The organism is Vibrio sp. R10-SF1-ISO8 (assembly GCF_059833805.1).
Genome location: NZ_JCBDHL010000010.1, coordinates 507,760 through 523,811 on the forward strand (window position 1 = coordinate 507,760; position 16,052 = coordinate 523,811).

At 43.7% G+C, this 16,052-nt stretch carries 19 protein-coding genes and 1 riboswitch; of the genes, 13 read left to right on the plus strand and 6 right to left on the minus strand.

Annotation, left to right across the window (positions count from 1 at the left end; translation table 11 throughout):
* Positions 1 to 88 precede the first annotated feature (88 nt).
* Positions 89 to 499, plus strand: a complete 411-nt coding sequence (locus tag AC6R00_RS07910; protein ID WP_500639955.1) for a VCBS domain-containing protein — start codon at positions 89 to 91, stop codon at positions 497 to 499.
* Between the two features lie 12 nt (positions 500 to 511).
* Here the strand turns inward: AC6R00_RS07910 and AC6R00_RS07915 are convergent, their stop codons facing one another.
* Complete coding sequence (locus AC6R00_RS07915; RefSeq protein ID WP_500639956.1) at positions 512 to 1,402, minus strand: LysR family transcriptional regulator; 891 nt, start codon at positions 1,400 to 1,402, stop codon at positions 512 to 514.
* 95 nt (positions 1,403 to 1,497) lie between these two features.
* Complete coding sequence (locus AC6R00_RS07920; RefSeq protein WP_500639957.1) at positions 1,498 to 2,328, minus strand: HDOD domain-containing protein; 831 nt, start codon at positions 2,326 to 2,328, stop codon at positions 1,498 to 1,500.
* A gap of 167 nt (positions 2,329 to 2,495) precedes the next feature.
* A riboswitch (TPP riboswitch) is annotated at positions 2,496 to 2,605 on the plus strand.
* A 100-nt stretch (positions 2,606 to 2,705) separates the two neighbouring features.
* Between AC6R00_RS07920 and thiD the strand changes: the two genes are divergently transcribed.
* The 7 genes from thiD (at position 2,706) to AC6R00_RS07955 (ending at position 8,714) form a co-directional block, all read left to right on the plus strand.
* A complete protein-coding gene (gene thiD, locus AC6R00_RS07925; protein ID WP_500639958.1) occupies positions 2,706 to 3,536 on the plus strand; it encodes a bifunctional hydroxymethylpyrimidine kinase/phosphomethylpyrimidine kinase in 831 nt (276 codons plus the stop codon).
* Positions 3,526 to 4,272, plus strand: coding sequence for an ABC transporter ATP-binding protein (locus tag AC6R00_RS07930; protein WP_500639959.1), 747 nt, complete (start codon positions 3,526 to 3,528; stop codon positions 4,270 to 4,272). Before thiD ends, AC6R00_RS07930 begins: the two co-directional genes overlap by 11 nt.
* Positions 4,265 to 5,065 (plus strand): ABC transporter permease, encoded by an 801-nt coding sequence (locus AC6R00_RS07935; protein WP_500639960.1) that lies wholly within the window; start codon positions 4,265 to 4,267, stop codon positions 5,063 to 5,065. Before AC6R00_RS07930 ends, AC6R00_RS07935 begins: the two co-directional genes overlap by 8 nt.
* A gap of 14 nt (positions 5,066 to 5,079) precedes the next feature.
* A complete protein-coding gene (locus tag AC6R00_RS07940; RefSeq protein WP_500639961.1) occupies positions 5,080 to 6,030 on the plus strand; it encodes an ABC transporter substrate-binding protein in 951 nt (316 codons plus the stop codon).
* A complete protein-coding gene (gene tenA / locus AC6R00_RS07945) occupies positions 6,030 to 6,695 on the plus strand; it encodes a thiaminase II (protein ID WP_500639962.1) in 666 nt (221 codons plus the stop codon). The genes AC6R00_RS07940 and tenA overlap by 1 nt, the downstream gene beginning before the upstream one ends.
* Before the next feature lie 180 nt (positions 6,696 to 6,875).
* Positions 6,876 to 7,838 carry a sensor domain-containing diguanylate cyclase gene (locus AC6R00_RS07950; protein ID WP_500639963.1) on the plus strand — a complete coding sequence of 321 codons (963 nt, stop codon included), beginning with the start codon at positions 6,876 to 6,878 and terminating at the stop codon, positions 7,836 to 7,838.
* A 108-nt stretch (positions 7,839 to 7,946) separates the two neighbouring features.
* Positions 7,947 to 8,714 (plus strand): phosphatase PAP2 family protein, encoded by a 768-nt coding sequence (locus tag AC6R00_RS07955; protein ID WP_500639964.1) that lies wholly within the window; start codon positions 7,947 to 7,949, stop codon positions 8,712 to 8,714.
* Between the two features lie 66 nt (positions 8,715 to 8,780).
* Here AC6R00_RS07955 and AC6R00_RS07960 read toward each other — a convergent pair whose 3' ends face one another.
* Positions 8,781 to 8,972, minus strand: coding sequence for a hypothetical protein (locus tag AC6R00_RS07960; RefSeq protein WP_500639965.1), 192 nt, complete (start codon positions 8,970 to 8,972; stop codon positions 8,781 to 8,783).
* 332 nt (positions 8,973 to 9,304) lie between these two features.
* Here AC6R00_RS07960 and AC6R00_RS07965 point away from each other — a divergent pair, with 332 nt between their 5' ends.
* Together AC6R00_RS07965 and AC6R00_RS07970 are read left to right on the plus strand one after the other, a co-directional pair.
* On the plus strand, positions 9,305 to 9,763 hold the full coding sequence (locus tag AC6R00_RS07965; RefSeq protein WP_500639966.1) for a MarR family winged helix-turn-helix transcriptional regulator: 459 nt from the start codon (positions 9,305 to 9,307) through the stop codon (positions 9,761 to 9,763).
* A 526-nt stretch (positions 9,764 to 10,289) separates the two neighbouring features.
* Complete coding sequence (locus AC6R00_RS07970) at positions 10,290 to 11,519, plus strand: hypothetical protein (protein WP_004747311.1); 1,230 nt, start codon at positions 10,290 to 10,292, stop codon at positions 11,517 to 11,519.
* A gap of 71 nt (positions 11,520 to 11,590) precedes the next feature.
* Here AC6R00_RS07970 and AC6R00_RS07975 read toward each other — a convergent pair whose 3' ends face one another.
* Together AC6R00_RS07975 and AC6R00_RS07980 are read right to left on the minus strand one after the other, a co-directional pair.
* Positions 11,591 to 11,881 carry a hypothetical protein gene (locus tag AC6R00_RS07975; RefSeq protein WP_500639967.1) on the minus strand — a complete coding sequence of 97 codons (291 nt, stop codon included), beginning with the start codon at positions 11,879 to 11,881 and terminating at the stop codon, positions 11,591 to 11,593.
* A 100-nt stretch (positions 11,882 to 11,981) separates the two neighbouring features.
* The gene (locus tag AC6R00_RS07980) at positions 11,982 to 12,857 is read right to left on the minus strand and encodes a LysR family transcriptional regulator (RefSeq protein ID WP_500639968.1); all 876 of its coding nucleotides are present in this window, start codon (positions 12,855 to 12,857) and stop codon (positions 11,982 to 11,984) included.
* A 100-nt stretch (positions 12,858 to 12,957) separates the two neighbouring features.
* Between AC6R00_RS07980 and AC6R00_RS07985 the strand changes: the two genes are divergently transcribed.
* The 3 genes from AC6R00_RS07985 (at position 12,958) to AC6R00_RS07995 (ending at position 14,846) form a co-directional block, all read left to right on the plus strand.
* Positions 12,958 to 13,329 (plus strand): nuclear transport factor 2 family protein, encoded by a 372-nt coding sequence (locus AC6R00_RS07985; protein WP_500639969.1) that lies wholly within the window; start codon positions 12,958 to 12,960, stop codon positions 13,327 to 13,329.
* A gap of 224 nt (positions 13,330 to 13,553) precedes the next feature.
* Positions 13,554 to 14,162, plus strand: coding sequence for a hypothetical protein (locus AC6R00_RS07990; RefSeq protein ID WP_004747318.1), 609 nt, complete (start codon positions 13,554 to 13,556; stop codon positions 14,160 to 14,162).
* A gap of 198 nt (positions 14,163 to 14,360) precedes the next feature.
* The gene (locus AC6R00_RS07995; RefSeq protein ID WP_171320293.1) at positions 14,361 to 14,846 is read left to right on the plus strand and encodes a VOC family protein; all 486 of its coding nucleotides are present in this window, start codon (positions 14,361 to 14,363) and stop codon (positions 14,844 to 14,846) included.
* Between the two features lie 51 nt (positions 14,847 to 14,897).
* Here the strand turns inward: AC6R00_RS07995 and AC6R00_RS08000 are convergent, their stop codons facing one another.
* Positions 14,898 to 15,959 (minus strand): permease, encoded by a 1,062-nt coding sequence (locus AC6R00_RS08000; protein WP_500639970.1) that lies wholly within the window; start codon positions 15,957 to 15,959, stop codon positions 14,898 to 14,900.
* Between the last annotated feature and the right edge of the window lie 93 nt (positions 15,960 to 16,052).

A 16,052-nucleotide genomic window follows, 5' to 3' on the forward strand; every position in this document is an offset into this window, starting at 1 on the left:
GAGTATTTCTGTTTTGGCATGCACATTGCGTTGGTAGAAGATATGAACGCTCACATTGGTTGAGTCTAGATATCTTAAGGAGCACGTTATGGCTTACCTAAACCAAATGACCAATAACACCCATATGGCGAACTCTTTTGGTGCACCGTCGGGCGATGCGAGCCTACTATCAATGGTACAGCGTGACTTCTCCCCATTGCTGTTTGACTCCGGTATGTTCTCGATAAGTGGAGAAAACCGTCGTCGCATTCGTTTCAACCCTAAGAGTGTCACTGCAAAGGTTGGCACATTAGGCTCTTTAGTTATTGACGAGTCCGGTCACTGGGATTATTCGGTCTATAGCATTAAAACCCAGTACTTAGTGATGGGGGAAAGAAAGATTGAAACCTTCTTCTTACGTTCGACAGACGGTAATCGCTTTGCTGTGACGATTGTGCTTGTTGGCGATAGTGGTGGCGCTTCGATTGAAGAGTTAGAAACCACGATCAGTTTTGGCTAACGAGCGTACATTTTACTGCTGAAAATGTTGCACCACTTCGTTTTTAATAGTTTCAAAGCGTTTCGGTTGCTGGCGATGTTTTTTAGTCAAGAAATACAAGGTTTCTACCACTTCATTGCTTGGTTCGAAGATAGAAATTCGTTCACTATTGGCAAACGAATCGAGTGCGCTTTTGGGCAAGACGGTAAATCCTAATCCATTGGCAACAGGCAGCAAGATTTGGCTCAACTGATTGATGTAGCCTGTGACCGGAATATCATCGATATTCATTTTCTCCAGCTCAGACTCCCCGCATTGAGCAAAGTAAATCGAAAGGTAATGAATCGCGTCCGGGTGTTGGATTAGACCGATTTCTTTTAGCATCTCTTGGCTTAAATTTTTGGATGCACGTGATTTGGGCAGCATTAAACATAGCGGCTCATTGCCTAAAACTTCTGAACTAAACCGAGAATCAGATGGAACCTGCGTCACAATTCCAATGTCTGTTGCGCCAGACAAGACATCAGCAACAATTTTTTGATGAGGTGCGGCCTCTAGTCTTGATATGAGCTGCGAGTATTTACATTGTAAATTGAGTAGATGTGGGTAGAGCAATAGTGCCAGCGAACCCGAACAAGACAGCGAAACATCACCTGAAAAAGGGTCTTCCATGTTTAAAGAACTAAGCAGTTCAGACTCTTGTCGCTCAAGCTGAATTGCATGTTGGTAAACACTACGGCCAGCTTCTGTAACTTCAAAACTTTTGTTGTGCCTTTCAATTAATGGATAGCCGCAAGCTTGCTCGAGTTTTTTGATATGTTGACTAACACCAGGCTGAGTCATAAACAACTTTTCAGCAGTTTTGGTAAAGTGGCCTGTATCGAGCAGGGTAACGAAGGTTTTGAGCCAGACAGGGTTAATCATCGTACTTTCTCATAACATAAAATTATCGAGATTAGTTTATGCGATAACAGAGATTTCTGATAGAAAAAAGGCGAGCCGTACGCTCACCTTATGTTTCATGCGGCGTTTAAGTGGGAGGCGAGGTCACGACCATTACCTCGATATTTGTCGATTGTTGGTGCAAAGGCAGCTGAAATATGCAACAAGCGAGAGTCAGGGTGTTCGGTAAGGTAGCGAGCTTTGCCTTCTTCGCTTTCAAGCAGATCCCAGTCGCGATGAATCGAACGGGCCAAATGAAGAGTGGTGGCCATTTTAGGAGAAATCTCGGCATCTCGTGGCTCCGCAAAATTTGCAATGGCGTCGACCATGTCATCAGGGAAGCGCCAAGTTTTGGCTAGTTTTGCTCCAAGAGTAGGTGCTGTGATATCTAATATTTCTTCCTGAACCGCAATGGCACTTTCACCCGCTTCGGCTCTTTCTGCAATGGTTTTTGCTTGCTCAGGAACTAATGTATGAATCATCAATTCGCCAATGTTGTGTAATACGCCCGTTGTGAACACTTCATTGCTATCCATGCCTGTCTCAATGGCAATTTTGCTCGCAATAATCGACACTTCGAACGTTTCTTCCCAGTATTTATCCATATCTAATGTTTTAATTTTAGGGAAGGCACTAGAGAGAACTGAAGCGACAACTAATGTTCTGACGGGGCCTGTTCCAACTCGAAGTAAGGCTTCATTTATCGAAGATACGCTTTTGCTTCCTCCAAAATGAGCTGAATTGGCAAGACGGAGCAATCTAGCGCTAAGAACTTGATCCGTTGCTATTTTATTCGCTAGTTCTTTAAAGTCGACATCACTTGTGTTGACCATATCGAGAAGCTCTTGAAGTACCTTCTGGATTCTCGGTAACTCGTTCAGTCGAGATAGTAGTGCCTCCTGGCTCATAGCTCTCTCCTTAATTCCATGTGAGCTAAGTTACTATAGTTCAGAAACTTATCCTGTTACAAAGATAAGCAATCAATACCATATGTGCGGGCTAATGTTTTGTTTGTTTTTTGTAGCATCGCACCAAATAAGTGATGCACTAAATTTACTTTTATTGTTATCATCTGCGGAAATAGTCGGGGAGCCTACCCAATAGGGAAAGGGCTGAGATCGCGAAGCGAGACCCGTTGAACCTGATTCAGTTAGCACTGACGTAGGGAACTATGCACACTAATTCCATTTCTCGGGTTTAGTGTACTCGCATTCGATAGTAAGTCTCTTTATGAGCGTTCTTTTCGTGGTCGAGAGTTCCTATACGTCTTGTAGTAGGAGCATCTATGCCACATTCACAAGACACAACACCTATTGTATTAACCATTGCTGGCTCTGACAGCGGTGGCGGCGCAGGCATCCAAGCGGATATTAAAGCGATGTCAGCGACAGGCAGTTACGCGTGCTCTGTCATTACAGCCATTACTTCGCAAAACACCCGAGGCGTGACCGCCATTCACCCGATTCCATTAGCGCATATTGAAAGCCAGCTCGATGCCGCATTCACTGATTTGAATGTCGTCGCGGTTAAGGTTGGTATGCTGGCTGATGCCGAAATCATTAAGGTCGTGGCGGCTAAAATACGTCAATATCAGCCTAAGCATCTCGTGGTTGATCCTGTCATGGTTGCAACAAGCGGTGATCTGTTACTAGAGCAATCGGCAATCTCAACGCTCAAACAAGAACTGCTACCACTCGCGGATCTCATTACCCCGAACCTACCTGAAGGGGCGGCACTGATTGGTGGTGAGGTTCCTCAAGATGAAGAGCAAATGGGGGCGATGATCGAGTCATTACGCACGCTTGGGGCGAAAGCAGTGCTGCTTAAAGGTGGGCACTTAGAGAAAGACCAAAACAGTAATGATCTCCTTATTGAGCAAGAAAGCAGTGAGTTATTGAGCGCAAAACGTGTCGCGACCAAAAATACGCACGGTACAGGTTGCACCCTCTCTTCTGCCATTGCTTCATACCTTGCTCAAGGTAACCGTCTTCATAAAGCGGTGTATCTTGGTAAGCAATATATCTCTCAAGCCATTGCGCACGCCGATCAGTTAGATGTGGGTCAAGGTCATGGCCCAGTGAACCACTTTTTCTGTGGCCACACCAATGTGCGCTAAAGCGATCGGGATAGAGCTTAAGGCGTCACAGCTTCGCTATCTCGATAGCCCAACCCCGACCCTAACTGGCTTAGATATGCACATCCCAGCTGGGAAGTGGACAAGTCTGCTAGGTCGAAGCGGCTGCGGCAAAACCACGTTGTTGCGCTATTTAGCGGGTTTACTTGATAGCAAAGTGGAATGGAAGGGGACCCTTAAGCTAAGCCAAGGGCAAGACTTACATGAGCAAATCGCCTACATGGCCCAGCAAGACCTATTACTGCCTTGGTTAAATGTCATAGATAACGTTATGTTAAGCCGTAACTTTGGTGCGCAAAATGTTGATCATGACAAAGCACTTCAGTTGCTTGAACAGGTTGGGTTAGCTGCCCATGTTAATAGTATGCCTGCTCAGTTATCTGGGGGAATGCGTCAGCGTGTTGCCCTTGCGCGTACACTGATGCAAGACAAGCCTGTTGTGCTAATGGATGAGCCTTTTTCAGCGCTAGATGCCGTCACGCGCCATAAGTTGCAATCCTTGTCAGCCAAGTTACTCAAGGGCAAAACCGTTGTGCTGATTACCCACGATCCCCAAGAAGCAGTACGTTTATCGGATGCGCTCTATTTGCTTCAGGGTGTACCTGCCTATGCGCACTCGTTGGACGTTCCTGCCTCACTGCCTCCGCGCGAGATAGATGGTGAGTGTGCAGCTTTGCAGCGAAGTATTCTAGACAAGTTGGAGCAAGACTATGAGTAAGGTATCGAATCTAGAACTTACGTTGCCTAATAAGAGAATCAACGCTCAGGTGACACATCCAATGGTGCGTATGACGGTTAGCCTGTTGGTGATTTTGGGCATTTGGCACAGCGTTGTGGTTTTGTTTGATATACCAAGCTTCATTTTGCCTGCTCCGCTAGATGTCTTCGAGCGATTGATTTCACGTTTTGATGTACTCATGAAACACACTCTTGTTACTGGGCAAGAAATCATACTGGGTTTACTGCTTGGCCTCTCTATGGGGCTTATCTTTGCACTGCAAATGCTGCTGTTTAAACCATTAAAACGTTGGCTATTACCTATGCTTATTGCTAGCCAAGCAATCCCGGTGTTTGCCATTGCGCCTGTACTGATGCTTTGGCTTGGGTACGGCATCGCGTCCAAGGTGGTGATGGCGGCAATCATTATCTTCTTTCCTGTGACCACTTGTTGCTATGACGGTTTGCGCAATACACCAACGGGTTATCTCGATCTCGCCAAGACAATGGGAGCAAGTAAATGGCAGCTATTAAGACACATACAACTCCCTGCTGCGCTGCCAACTTTGGCCTCAGGTATTCGAGTTGCCGTTGTGATTGCACCGATAGGTGCTGTAGTCGGAGAGTGGGTCGGTTCAAGTGCGGGTCTTGGCTACCTAATGCTTCAAGCGAATGCACGCATGATCATCGATGAAATGTTCGCCGCATTATTCATCCTCGCTCTGCTTTCCGTTTCTCTCTATTTCATTACAGACAAACTACTTAAAAAATTTATTCCTTGGGAAAATCAATAAAGAAAGGATACTCCGTGAAAATAACCAAAAAAATCAGTGCAGTGGCACTACTCACCTCACTATTATCAGCGAATGCCATTGCAGAAGAGAAGAAGCTCACTCTAATGCTCGATTGGTTTGTTAACCCTAACCATGGGCCAATCGTCATTGCTAAAGAGCGTGGTTACTTTAAACAGCAAGGCATAGAAGTCGAGATCCAAGAACCTGCCGATCCAAGCACGCCGCCAAAACTTGTCGCGGCGGGCAAAGTCGATTTAGCGATTTCCTACCAACCCAGCTTGACCATTGATGTCGCTGCCGGTTTACCACTGATTCGCTCAGCGACACTGATTGCAACGCCACTTAACACCTTGATGGTGCTAGATAACGGCAAGAACGACAATCTGGCTGACCTAAAAGGCAAAAATATAGGTATTGCGATTGCGGGCAACGAAGAAGCCACCATCGGTACTATGCTGGGCCAAGAAGGTGTGAAGTTTTCAGATGTGAACATCATCAATGTTGGTTGGGCGCTCTCTACATCATTAGCATCGGGCAAGGTTGATGCGATTTGGGGCGGTTTGCGTAACTTTGAAACCAACCAACTTGAACTAGAGGGTTACAAAGCGAAAGCCTTCTACCCAGAGGAGCACGGCGTGCCTGCTTACGATGAGTTAGTATTTGTGGCTAATGCGAAAACCCATGATGCTGAAGCCATCAAGTCATTCAACAAAGCGTTGGAGCAAGCAACGACCTATATCGTTAACCACCCGCAAGCCTCTTGGAAACAGTTTGTCGCTTACGCACCAGATACCTTGAATAATGAACTTAACCAACGTGCTTGGAATGATACCTTAACTCGTTTTGCGCTGCGCCCATCTGCGGTCGACCTTAACCGTTATGATGACTACGCCGAGTTTATGTACTCGCAAAATCTGATTGAGACACTGCCAAAAGCAGCGGACTACGTACCGGAGTTTAACTAATGAAGTATCAAGACCTCATCGAAGCTTGTGAGTCTGATTGGCAAGAGTACACCGAGCATGCTTTTGTACAGCAACTTGCACTGGGCACTTTGCCTCAGCCTTGTTTTTTGCACTATCTCAAGCAGGATTTTTTGTTCTTAAAACAATATGCTCGCGCTTATGCCTTGGCGATATACAAAGCGCGTAACCTTGAAGATATGCGCCGCGCTTTGCCAAGTGTTCATGCTTTGCTTGATTCAGAAATTGGCCACCATGTGACTTACTGTGGTCAGTGGGGCCTGACAGAATCTGATTTAGAGAATGAGCCTGAAGACTTTGGAACGGTGGCATACACTCGCTATGTGCTTGATGCAGGAATGACGGGCGATTTGGTCGAGCTGTATGCTGCGCTTGCTCCTTGTTCGATTGGCTACGCGGTGATCGGTAAGGCTTTGAGTGAAAGCGATACGACTAAACTAGAAGGCAACCCATACCGCAGCTGGATAGAGTTGTATGGTGGTGAAGAGTTTCAGTCTGGCGTTGAACAAGGTTCAGAACATTTTAACCAATTGCTAGAAGAGATTGATATCAACAGCCAACGCGGTCAGAACCTGATTCAGGTATTTAAAACGGCAACGCGCATGGAAGTGGCATTTTGGCAGCAAGGGCTAGATGTCAAAATCTAATCCAATCCAAATGAAAATTAAGGGCTTGAGTGCATCTGGTATTCAAGCCCCCCTGTCTTTCTTGTTGATAGATTTGTTATCTCAAGCTGCATGAATTGAAATTTATTGGTCAACTTTCAGGCATCTTCATCCTTGACTGCTAAGATTTTTAGTATGTTTTTGCAAAATTCTTGATGACCAATGCAAGTACCCAATAAGCCAGATAATGAAGCTCAGCGTCTCAATGAACTTGAGCAGCTTGAAATTCTAGATACCGATTCAGAAGAGCGTTTTGACCGTGTGACTAGATTGGCTAAAAGATTGTTCGATGTGCCAATCGCTGTCGTGAGCCTTGTCGATAGCGATCGTCAATGGTTTAAGTCTTGCTACGGGATTGATGCGCGAGAAACACCGCGTGATGTCTCTTTTTGTGGTCATGCTATCCTGGGCACTGATCCTTTCATCATCTCTGATGCAACGAAAGATGAGCGGTTTGCAGATAACCCTCTTGTTGTTGGTGAGCCGGGCGTGCGATTTTACGCTGGTGTTCCTCTTGTCCACCATGATAACTCTATGCTTGGTACCTTGTGTGTGATTGATACTAAGCCTCGCCAGTTTAATCATGAGCAAGTGAACGACCTTGTCGATTTGGCTAAGATTGTAGAGCAAGAGTTAGCAACCAGAGTGACAGCAACCACAGATCCATTGACCCAAATATCTAATCGACGAGGTTTTTCTTCATTAGGAGAAAAGCTACTCGAATACTGCCGATTTGGTGGTTTCCCCGTCTCTTTGGCCTATTTCGACCTAGACAATTTCAAGCTGCTGAATGACCAATTCGGGCATCAAGTGGGGGACGAAGCACTGAAGCAGTTTACGCAATTGTTGCAGTCATCTTTTAGAGAGTCGGATGTTTACGCGCGCATGGGCGGAGATGAGTTTGTCGTCTTAATGTCGGGCACCACCGAAATGGTCGCGCACATCGCTATTGATCGCTTTACACAAGCAGTCGAAGCGTTTAATCAAGACCCGAGTCACTTATATCAGTTAGGATTCAGTGTTGGCATTGCTTCGTCTAAAGTGCTTAACGACACAACCTTGGAGTCTTTATTGAATATTGCCGATCAACGTATGTTGCGAGTAAAGGACACAAATAGAGGGTAACGTCGTCAATCAACACGAAATTTCATTAAATTGACATTGTATTGATAAATTTTCCACGCCTTCTCGACTAAAATTCAGCTTCGTTTCTAGCTGTTGTGAATCCCTATCGTGAAAAACTTCATTCAAAACAAACGTGAAGGCTTGATGTTGCTTGTCGCTTTCTTACTCGTTGTTGCACCAATGTCGTTGTTTGTTAGCCACATTGATTTATTGAGCGAAGTATCTGATGTAACCGGGCTAGGTTATACCTTGTTGACAGATTCGGCAGGCTCGAAAGGATTCTTAATTACTCTCTCCCTACTTATATTAGCCACTTGGAAGATAGTGGGTACCAACTCACAGTTTCTAAGTAAACTGGTTCAGCTTGGTATTATTTTAGTGATTGGTTTTGCGGCAAAAACGGGACTTAAGCATATTACTGAAAGTCCACGTCCTTATACTGAGCTACTTTCGCATCAACTCTTGATCCCTCAACCCGCTCATTTTTACAAGCTAGATACCGTACAAAAAGCAGAGGTGATCAATCAAATCTCACAGCAGGTGACGACTTGGCGTACTCGCCATTGGCAAGGGGAAAAAGATTACTCTTTCCCATCCGGTCACACGATTTTCGCTGCGATTTGTTTGGCATTTTTCGGTGGTCTATTTTGGCAAAACAAACAATATGGATTGGTAGCTGTCGTCAGTGTGTGGGCGATAGGCGTCGCCTATAGTCGATTGTGGCTTGGAATGCACCGACCGATTGATCTTGTTGGCTCTATTCTGTTTGTGGGGATGGTGTATTTGTTAGTACCGAGTCTAGACAAACTTGTTAATAGACTTTGGCCGATGTTAGAAGGTCACTTGCTGGTTAAAGGCAAGCAAGCAAAACGTTGATATGAGCCTCCAGTAATCGAACAGACTACTGGGGGCTGTTGTATTAGTCGGTAAGGAAGCCGTTGTTTATTGGCATGCTGCTATCTTTTTCGCTTCATGTTGGATGATGTTTTGCAGTTCCTCTTTTAGCTCATCAAACTGCTGTTGCTGCATTTCTTGATGATTGTCGATTTCAGAAGAAATCCATAGCGTAGACCAGACAATACAGATTACTGTGATAATGATGTCTTTTAGAGTCACTTTGAGTTCAAAAGTCATGCTTCCTCATAATGTACACTGTTTTTTATCGGCCGTATTTTGCAGTTATCTTAGTTTGGTGTCAAATTAATGAGAGTGTGTCTAGGGTGGTTTGTCTCACTATCTCATCACTTAGCATTACTCCAGTCGTGATACCTGTGGTGGCGGTGGAAATTGCTAACCGCTCAATGATTACCCTCACTTATAAGAGTGATGAATCGAACAATCATCAACACATATGCATATCTGATAGCACAAATTCACAAATTTAATGATAAAGTGTGCTGGAAATGCTTTCGTATCGAACTAATAAATGGATAATAGGGCAGATAACATAAATTGGAATGATCACAATGTCTGAAGAATCAAATAAACTATTTGAAACCACTGTAGGTATGAGCTTTATCGCTACCCGTATGGTTCAGAACTCCATTCAAAACAAAATTTCGAAACTTCGCGATGATGTGAATTTTGAGCAAATGCTAGTACTGATGGAACTAGACTATGAAGATGGCCTTAGACCAAGTGTTATCGCAGAACGTTTGCATCGCAGCAAAGGGACAATGACCAGTCTTATTCGTCATGCAGAAAAGAATGAACTGATTGCGAGTGCGAAAGATCCAAGCCACAAAAATGCCAAGCGTTTGTTTTTGACGCTGAAAGGTAAAAAGGTACACGATCAATTAGCACAAATGATTCGTGACGAAATGAGCTTTGCGACTCAAGATCTGAATGATGAAGAACGCAAGCATGTTTTCTCTGCGATGGAGAAAATCATTCTTCGTTATAAGCCAGATTTTTACGAGATATAACGAAGCGGTTTTGATTAAGGGTGCAATAGTGCACCCTTTTTGTTACTCGTTCATCTCGCATCTACGAGATGTATTGCAAGATATGATAAGCGCAAGTCGACAAGCTTATCACTAGCAGTGGAAACGGAAGCTGAATAACTGCGCTCTGTTTGTTCATTATTGCGTCCTCACCTACCGAACCTCTTTATTGTAGAAGGTTATTGTCACTATTGGTTTTATAGATAGCTTATAACCTCTTTTATACCTATGTTACCTCATATCTTTTCATTTTTGAATCGAAAATGATTCAAGATTTTTCGAAAGTGATACTCCTGGAGATTTTTGTTTTCGATTGTGAATTTCTTGTCAGGCGGTTTTGATTTACTAGGTTGCTCTGATGATATCGAATGGAACCCATTCCACATCATTTGTCTAAACAGACCACCTTATTCGCAAAAAAATGTATTATTCTTGCAAATGTATAAATAACATTAATGTAAGCAATCAATTTATAGTTGGTTGTGTCTGATTTTGTTGCGAGGCTTGCATGCAGGTAAAAATTCTAAAGCGTCTGATCAAAGACAAAATGTTTGGTAAAACAAAAAATACTGCGTTGGATGTTCAAGTAGCCCAAATGGCAGATGCGCGAATGGGTGCCATGTATATGTTAGCGAGTACTGAGATCTCGAAGGTTTCAGCATTCTCTAACGCTCATTTCTTCGACAACTTTGTCATTGGCTCCGAGCCACTAAGCGATCTCAAATCGGCAGCATCAGGTCTTTTAGATAAAACCAATGCGATCAACAAACTGCAGCAAACCAAAGCAGGGAAAAAGATCGTTGGCGCGGCTAAAGTTGTCGGCGATACCGCAAGTGCAGTGGTTACTAAAGTTAAACAGGTGATTTCGGACTTCTTCCGTATGCTAATGAACAAAGCGCGTAACATCTATGGTGATTTACTCTATGGTGTTGAGTGGTTTGCTGACTTCGCTACGTGGATGACTGGAGAGTTTGCCGGAAACTTTTCAAGCTTTATTCCAGGATGGGGCTACGTTCAGAGTGCTTCCGATATCTACTCGGGTGTAAAACAAGCGGTATGTAAATCTAAAGATCTCATTACGCAAGTGTATGCAGGCCGTGGTGTTGAACTATTGGGCGGCCACCCAAGCATTATTGCCAATGCTTTGGCTCGCCATTCTGCGACAGGCGCATTAGGTGGAATTAAAAACGCAGCGGTCGGTATCACTAAGATAGGTTTAGAGGCTGCGGGTGATGCGTTTGCTGGTGTGGGTACATTAGTGAGCGTATTAACTGGATTGTTTGAACGTATCGTTAAGCTGGTGGATTACATGATCCAACGCTGCTTAGTGGGCAAAGTACTTAAACGCGCTAAGAAAGAGTGGTCTAATCGTAATGCGAACGGCAGCTTAGTTCAGGATCACAAAAGATTTTCAGAGTGGTTCCAAAGTGCAGTCATCACTACGCCTATCATTGCGGCTTTAGTCATGGGAAGCGGATTTGTCGCTCACCCCTATAAGTTTGCCCAGTTGTTGACGCCAAAACTTGAGGTTATCTCCCAAGGGGAATTTGATAAAGCGGTGGTCTACATTGATAAGCTAAAATCCCTCTCAAGCAAATACGTTCAAGAATATGTCGATAGCTACAGCGTGGACTTTACCAGCAGTGATGGTGTGGTGACAGCACGCTTAAATGAACTTAAGAATGGCAAAGGGATTTTGGATGGGCATGAGTTTGTTGTTAAGAAAACAACGCCTTAATCGTTAGCCTATATAAGAATTTAGCCATATCAAATCTCAGCTTTGATATGGCTTTTGAACGTTAGCAATGCTCAGAGATCGCGCATTAAGGTCTCAAACTCTTCACTCGCTTGGTCGATCAAACGATTTATCTCTTCTGCATCTCTATTGTCTAATTCCAACTGCCATGGTTTTTTATTTTGTTTGCCACACAATCGCGTGTGACCACCGACCTTTTGAAATGACAGTTCAGTAAACTCCGCTTGATGATGTTGCTTGTTTTCCATGATCTCTACGTCAATCAGACCGATAGGATTAATCTCAACATGGGCATGGGAGTGGTTAACATCGATTAGTTCGTATTCTCTATGTACTGAAATCACGGCATTCTCCTTACTCTAGTCACTGACGTTTTAAACAAGTGTAGGCGATCAATTTTGAATGATTAGTGAAATAAATAAGAATATTGATGCAGGTTAATTTCTACTCGTTTTTACCTGAGTAAAAACTTATTAGCTGCTCTTCAATTGCATCGCTTGCCATTAAAACAGCAATAGGTGGCGTTCTTGAATATGGGTGTAAGGCGTAAACATTCGTACTAGGAAGTGCATAATTAGGTAAACAAGGACAGAGCTCGGGGTATTGAGAAAGTACAAACTCAGGCACGATACCTATTCCCATACCGTGAGCGATCATGGCAGCAACTTGATTAATGGTATTGACTCTATGCTTAGCTAGGAAATGGTGTTCAACGGTATCTCCAGTCGAAATGGAGTGCATAGTGTGAGTGACCTGTTTGCCTTGCCAGTGGTTAGCGATGTAATTTGCATCTTTGAAGGCTGTTCTGCATGAGGCTTTCTGGCACAAAACGTCGCGAAATGCGCCTATTTTCCTTTGTTTATAACTGCTGTCGCCAGATTCTCCGACTCGAATAGCGAGATCAATATCATTTTGCATCAAGTCTAATTGGTCATCGTCCGCCCTTAGATCGAGACAAACCTCAGGATAGGCCGCAAATGCGTGTGCTAATGCAGGAGTAATCACAGTTTCTACTAACGCATGGGGAGCCGTAATAGTGAGATTGCCGGATGGAGTCTGGTGTGTTTCTCGCATCTTGTCCCAAGCTTGATCGACAATCTTGTTCATCGCTAAGCAGTGCTGGTAGAACATCTCTCCCTGTACGGTAAGACTTTGCTTGCGAGTAGTGCGTTTAAGCAAAGTAGTGTCCAGTTCGCTTTCTAGCTGTTTGAGTGCGCCACTCAGTACTGATTTGGAAAGTTCTAGCTTTTCGGCGGCCTTTGAAATTGACCCACAATCAACAATGTACATAAACAGGGTCATTTGGCGATGTTTGTTCATTTAATTGTTCTCTATTTTAGAACAGTGATTTCTTATTTGTTTGTTTTTACGTGTCAATCATAGCACTAAACTGAGCTCAATCATTGAGAGGGGAATAAAAATGAGTCAAGCCGTATTAGAAGCCTGTCAGGCAGGCATAGCAGCGTGGAAGCACGCTTTCAACAACCAAGATGCAAAGGGCTGTGCGAAGCAGTACCAAGAAGGCACGATCATGCATGCCAAACCTTTTGGTCGTTTTGAAGGCCGAGAGCAGATCCAAGCCTTTTGGCAAAACATCATTGACCAAGGTTTCAGCGACGTTGCGTACACAGAGACAAGATGGGAAAAAGTGGATGAGAGCAGTTATATTCTGACGTCAAATTGGACGATGAACAAAGCATTCGGTGTGGTTCACAAGGAAGTATGGACAATTCAAGATGATGGTAAGGCTCGCTTAACCTACGACGAGTTTGAAGTACAAGGTGAACGTTAGTACCTATCAGAATGAATATCTGAACATCGTCTTATCCCGATAGCAAAAAAGTCAATTTAGTGAGATTAGAACATCACACCACTGAATTGGCTTTTGTTTTATTTTCCAGTCTTAAATTTGATTTAGAATTCATGCTCTAAACTAAAGTTGTATTAACATTTTTGTAATCTCCATTAATGTGCCATGATAAAATTCAAACGTTTATTACCCGATAGGAGCCAATAATGTTTGAAGTTGTGCCTCGTAATGATCAACGCACTCCTCTGTCACTGATGAATGATCATCTTATCTCGTGCCCTGATGATCCGTGGACAACCTGTCCTTGGGTTCAAGTCGGCAGGCTTTATCTTTCCGTTACTCAGACAGCCAACTCTTCTTGGCCTACATTGGCTCGACACCTCAACCATCCCGGCGGATATGTCGTATTCTCAGGTCGACATGGTACTCAAGCAGGTCAAGCCGTTGATTCGAGTACCGGCCAGTTCAATAAAAAGTACGTCATTGAAAAGCAGTTTTATCTCGATGATTTAAAAGCGGCCCAAGAATTTGGCAGCAAAGTCGAAGTTGTGGATGTCGCGACACTCAATACGACAGAAAAACTCAAAAGTGCAACCTTAGGTAAAATAAGCCAAGGTAAAGTGGTGATTTATGCTTGGTGTCATTCGATGTTCTCAATGATGGACCATAACGAGGATATGTATGACGATATCTACAATAAAAGAAAAGGCGCAGGTCCTTTGCGAAACTATGTCGTAGAATCACGTGCAATGACGTTGGTGAATCAATCTGTCCGCGCACTCTCTACCGAATGGTACAGTTGGTCTAACGATTAAATATCTACTCAGGCTCCGAAGTAAAGGAGCCTGACTTTCCTCTGGGTTTTCTATCCCATTGCTATATACGTTCCTCTCCTTTTTATATGATAAATTTATGTTATTGTTTTTATAATTATTGATAATTTCATTTAATCAACACCAGTGCATACACTCTCTCCATCGAAACAAAACATCGCACTAATTCTGGAGAAAGTTATGAAAATGAATCACGTTGGTATCATGGTGGGTGATATGGACAAAGCGGTTGAGTTTTACACTCAAGCGTTAGGCCTGAAGATTGTCATGAATAACACTAAAGTCGTTGAAGAGCGCGAAACGGCTATTGGTCGTATGTGTATCGCCGTATTTGGTGAGGGTTTTAAAGGCTTCAATATTGCTCACTTGGTGACAACTGATGGTATCGGTGTTGAGTTATTTGAGATGAAGGAGCGTCAAGAGCGCCATGAGGTCGACTTCTCACGTTTAGGCATCTTCCATTTCTGTTTACAAACTGATGATTTCGAAGGCGTAATGGAAAAGGTCGAGCAGTTCGGTGGCAAAGTACGTATGGATGTGATGCGCTATCACCCAGAAGACGACTCTAAGCCTGCAAAAATGGTTTACCTAGAAGACCCGTTTGGCAATCTATTTGAGTTGTACTCTCACACCTACGAAGAGACATATGCATCAGACTACGAGTAATGTGCTCTAAACCGAAAAAAGGATTGGCAACAATGCCAATCCTTTTTTGTATTAACCAAAGAGGAAGCTATATAGAAATCCGGCACCTATTGCCATGCTGAGAATGACAACCAGAAAGGCAGCAATCATCTGATTTTTGAAGATAGACTTAAGTAAAATCACCTCGGTCAAACTTGCACCTGCACTACCTATGATGAGTGCCATGACTGAGCCTAATGCCATGCCTTTTTGTACTAATGCTGCACTAAGTGGAATGACTGCTTCGGCGCGAATGTACAAAGGTATACCGATAATGGCTGCGACTGGTATTGCGTACCATTTTCCTGCTCCTGCGTACTCAGCAATCAACTCAGTAGGAATAAAGCCGTAGATAAACGAACCAATAGCAATACCTAGCATTAGGTAAGGGAAGACTTGTTTAAAATCTTTCCATGTTGAATACCAAATTTTTGCCCAACGGCTTGGTTCTTTGTTCTCAATTACAGTCGCTGTTGCTGTGCCATCTGCCGAGCAGCAAGAGACTTCAACTTTTGGTTCACTGCCACAAGCCGTTTCTTTTGCTGCAACGGGCGTGGTCTCACCGCAGCGAGATGTTGCACATGACGACTCTGCTTTTACTGCAGGTTTACTCTCTCCGCAACTTGAAGGTTGCGCTACCTGGTAGGCTTCTGGTTTTACATAGCGCTCAAAACCGAGTTTTTCTAGCGTATAACCTGCGACCACGGATACCAACATTGCAATAGCGAAGTAAAACAGCGCGACTTTCCAGCCAAATGTCACCACAAACAAGCCAATGATGACAGGGTTGAGGAGTGGGCTACCAAATAAGAACACCATCATGGGACCAAACCCTGCTCTAGCTCTGAGCAGACCTTTCAAGAACGGAATTGTTGAGCACGAACAAAATGGTGTAATCGCGCCAAGTAACGCAGCGATAACATAACCCTTACCGTTGCGAGAACTTAGGATCGATTGGATCTTCTCCGGTGTTAAGAACTCTTGCAACACCCCAACAATGTAGCTAATGGCCAAAAACAGAATGATCAGTTCAGTGGCTAAAAATGCAAACATATCGAGCGCTTCGCTCGCCATGGTTATAAATTCGTTATTCATCTAAATACATCTCCAAAATCATTTCGATTATTCTCGAATTATAGAAGTGAGATGATAAAGATCAATATATATTTCCATAAAATTCGAAATAAA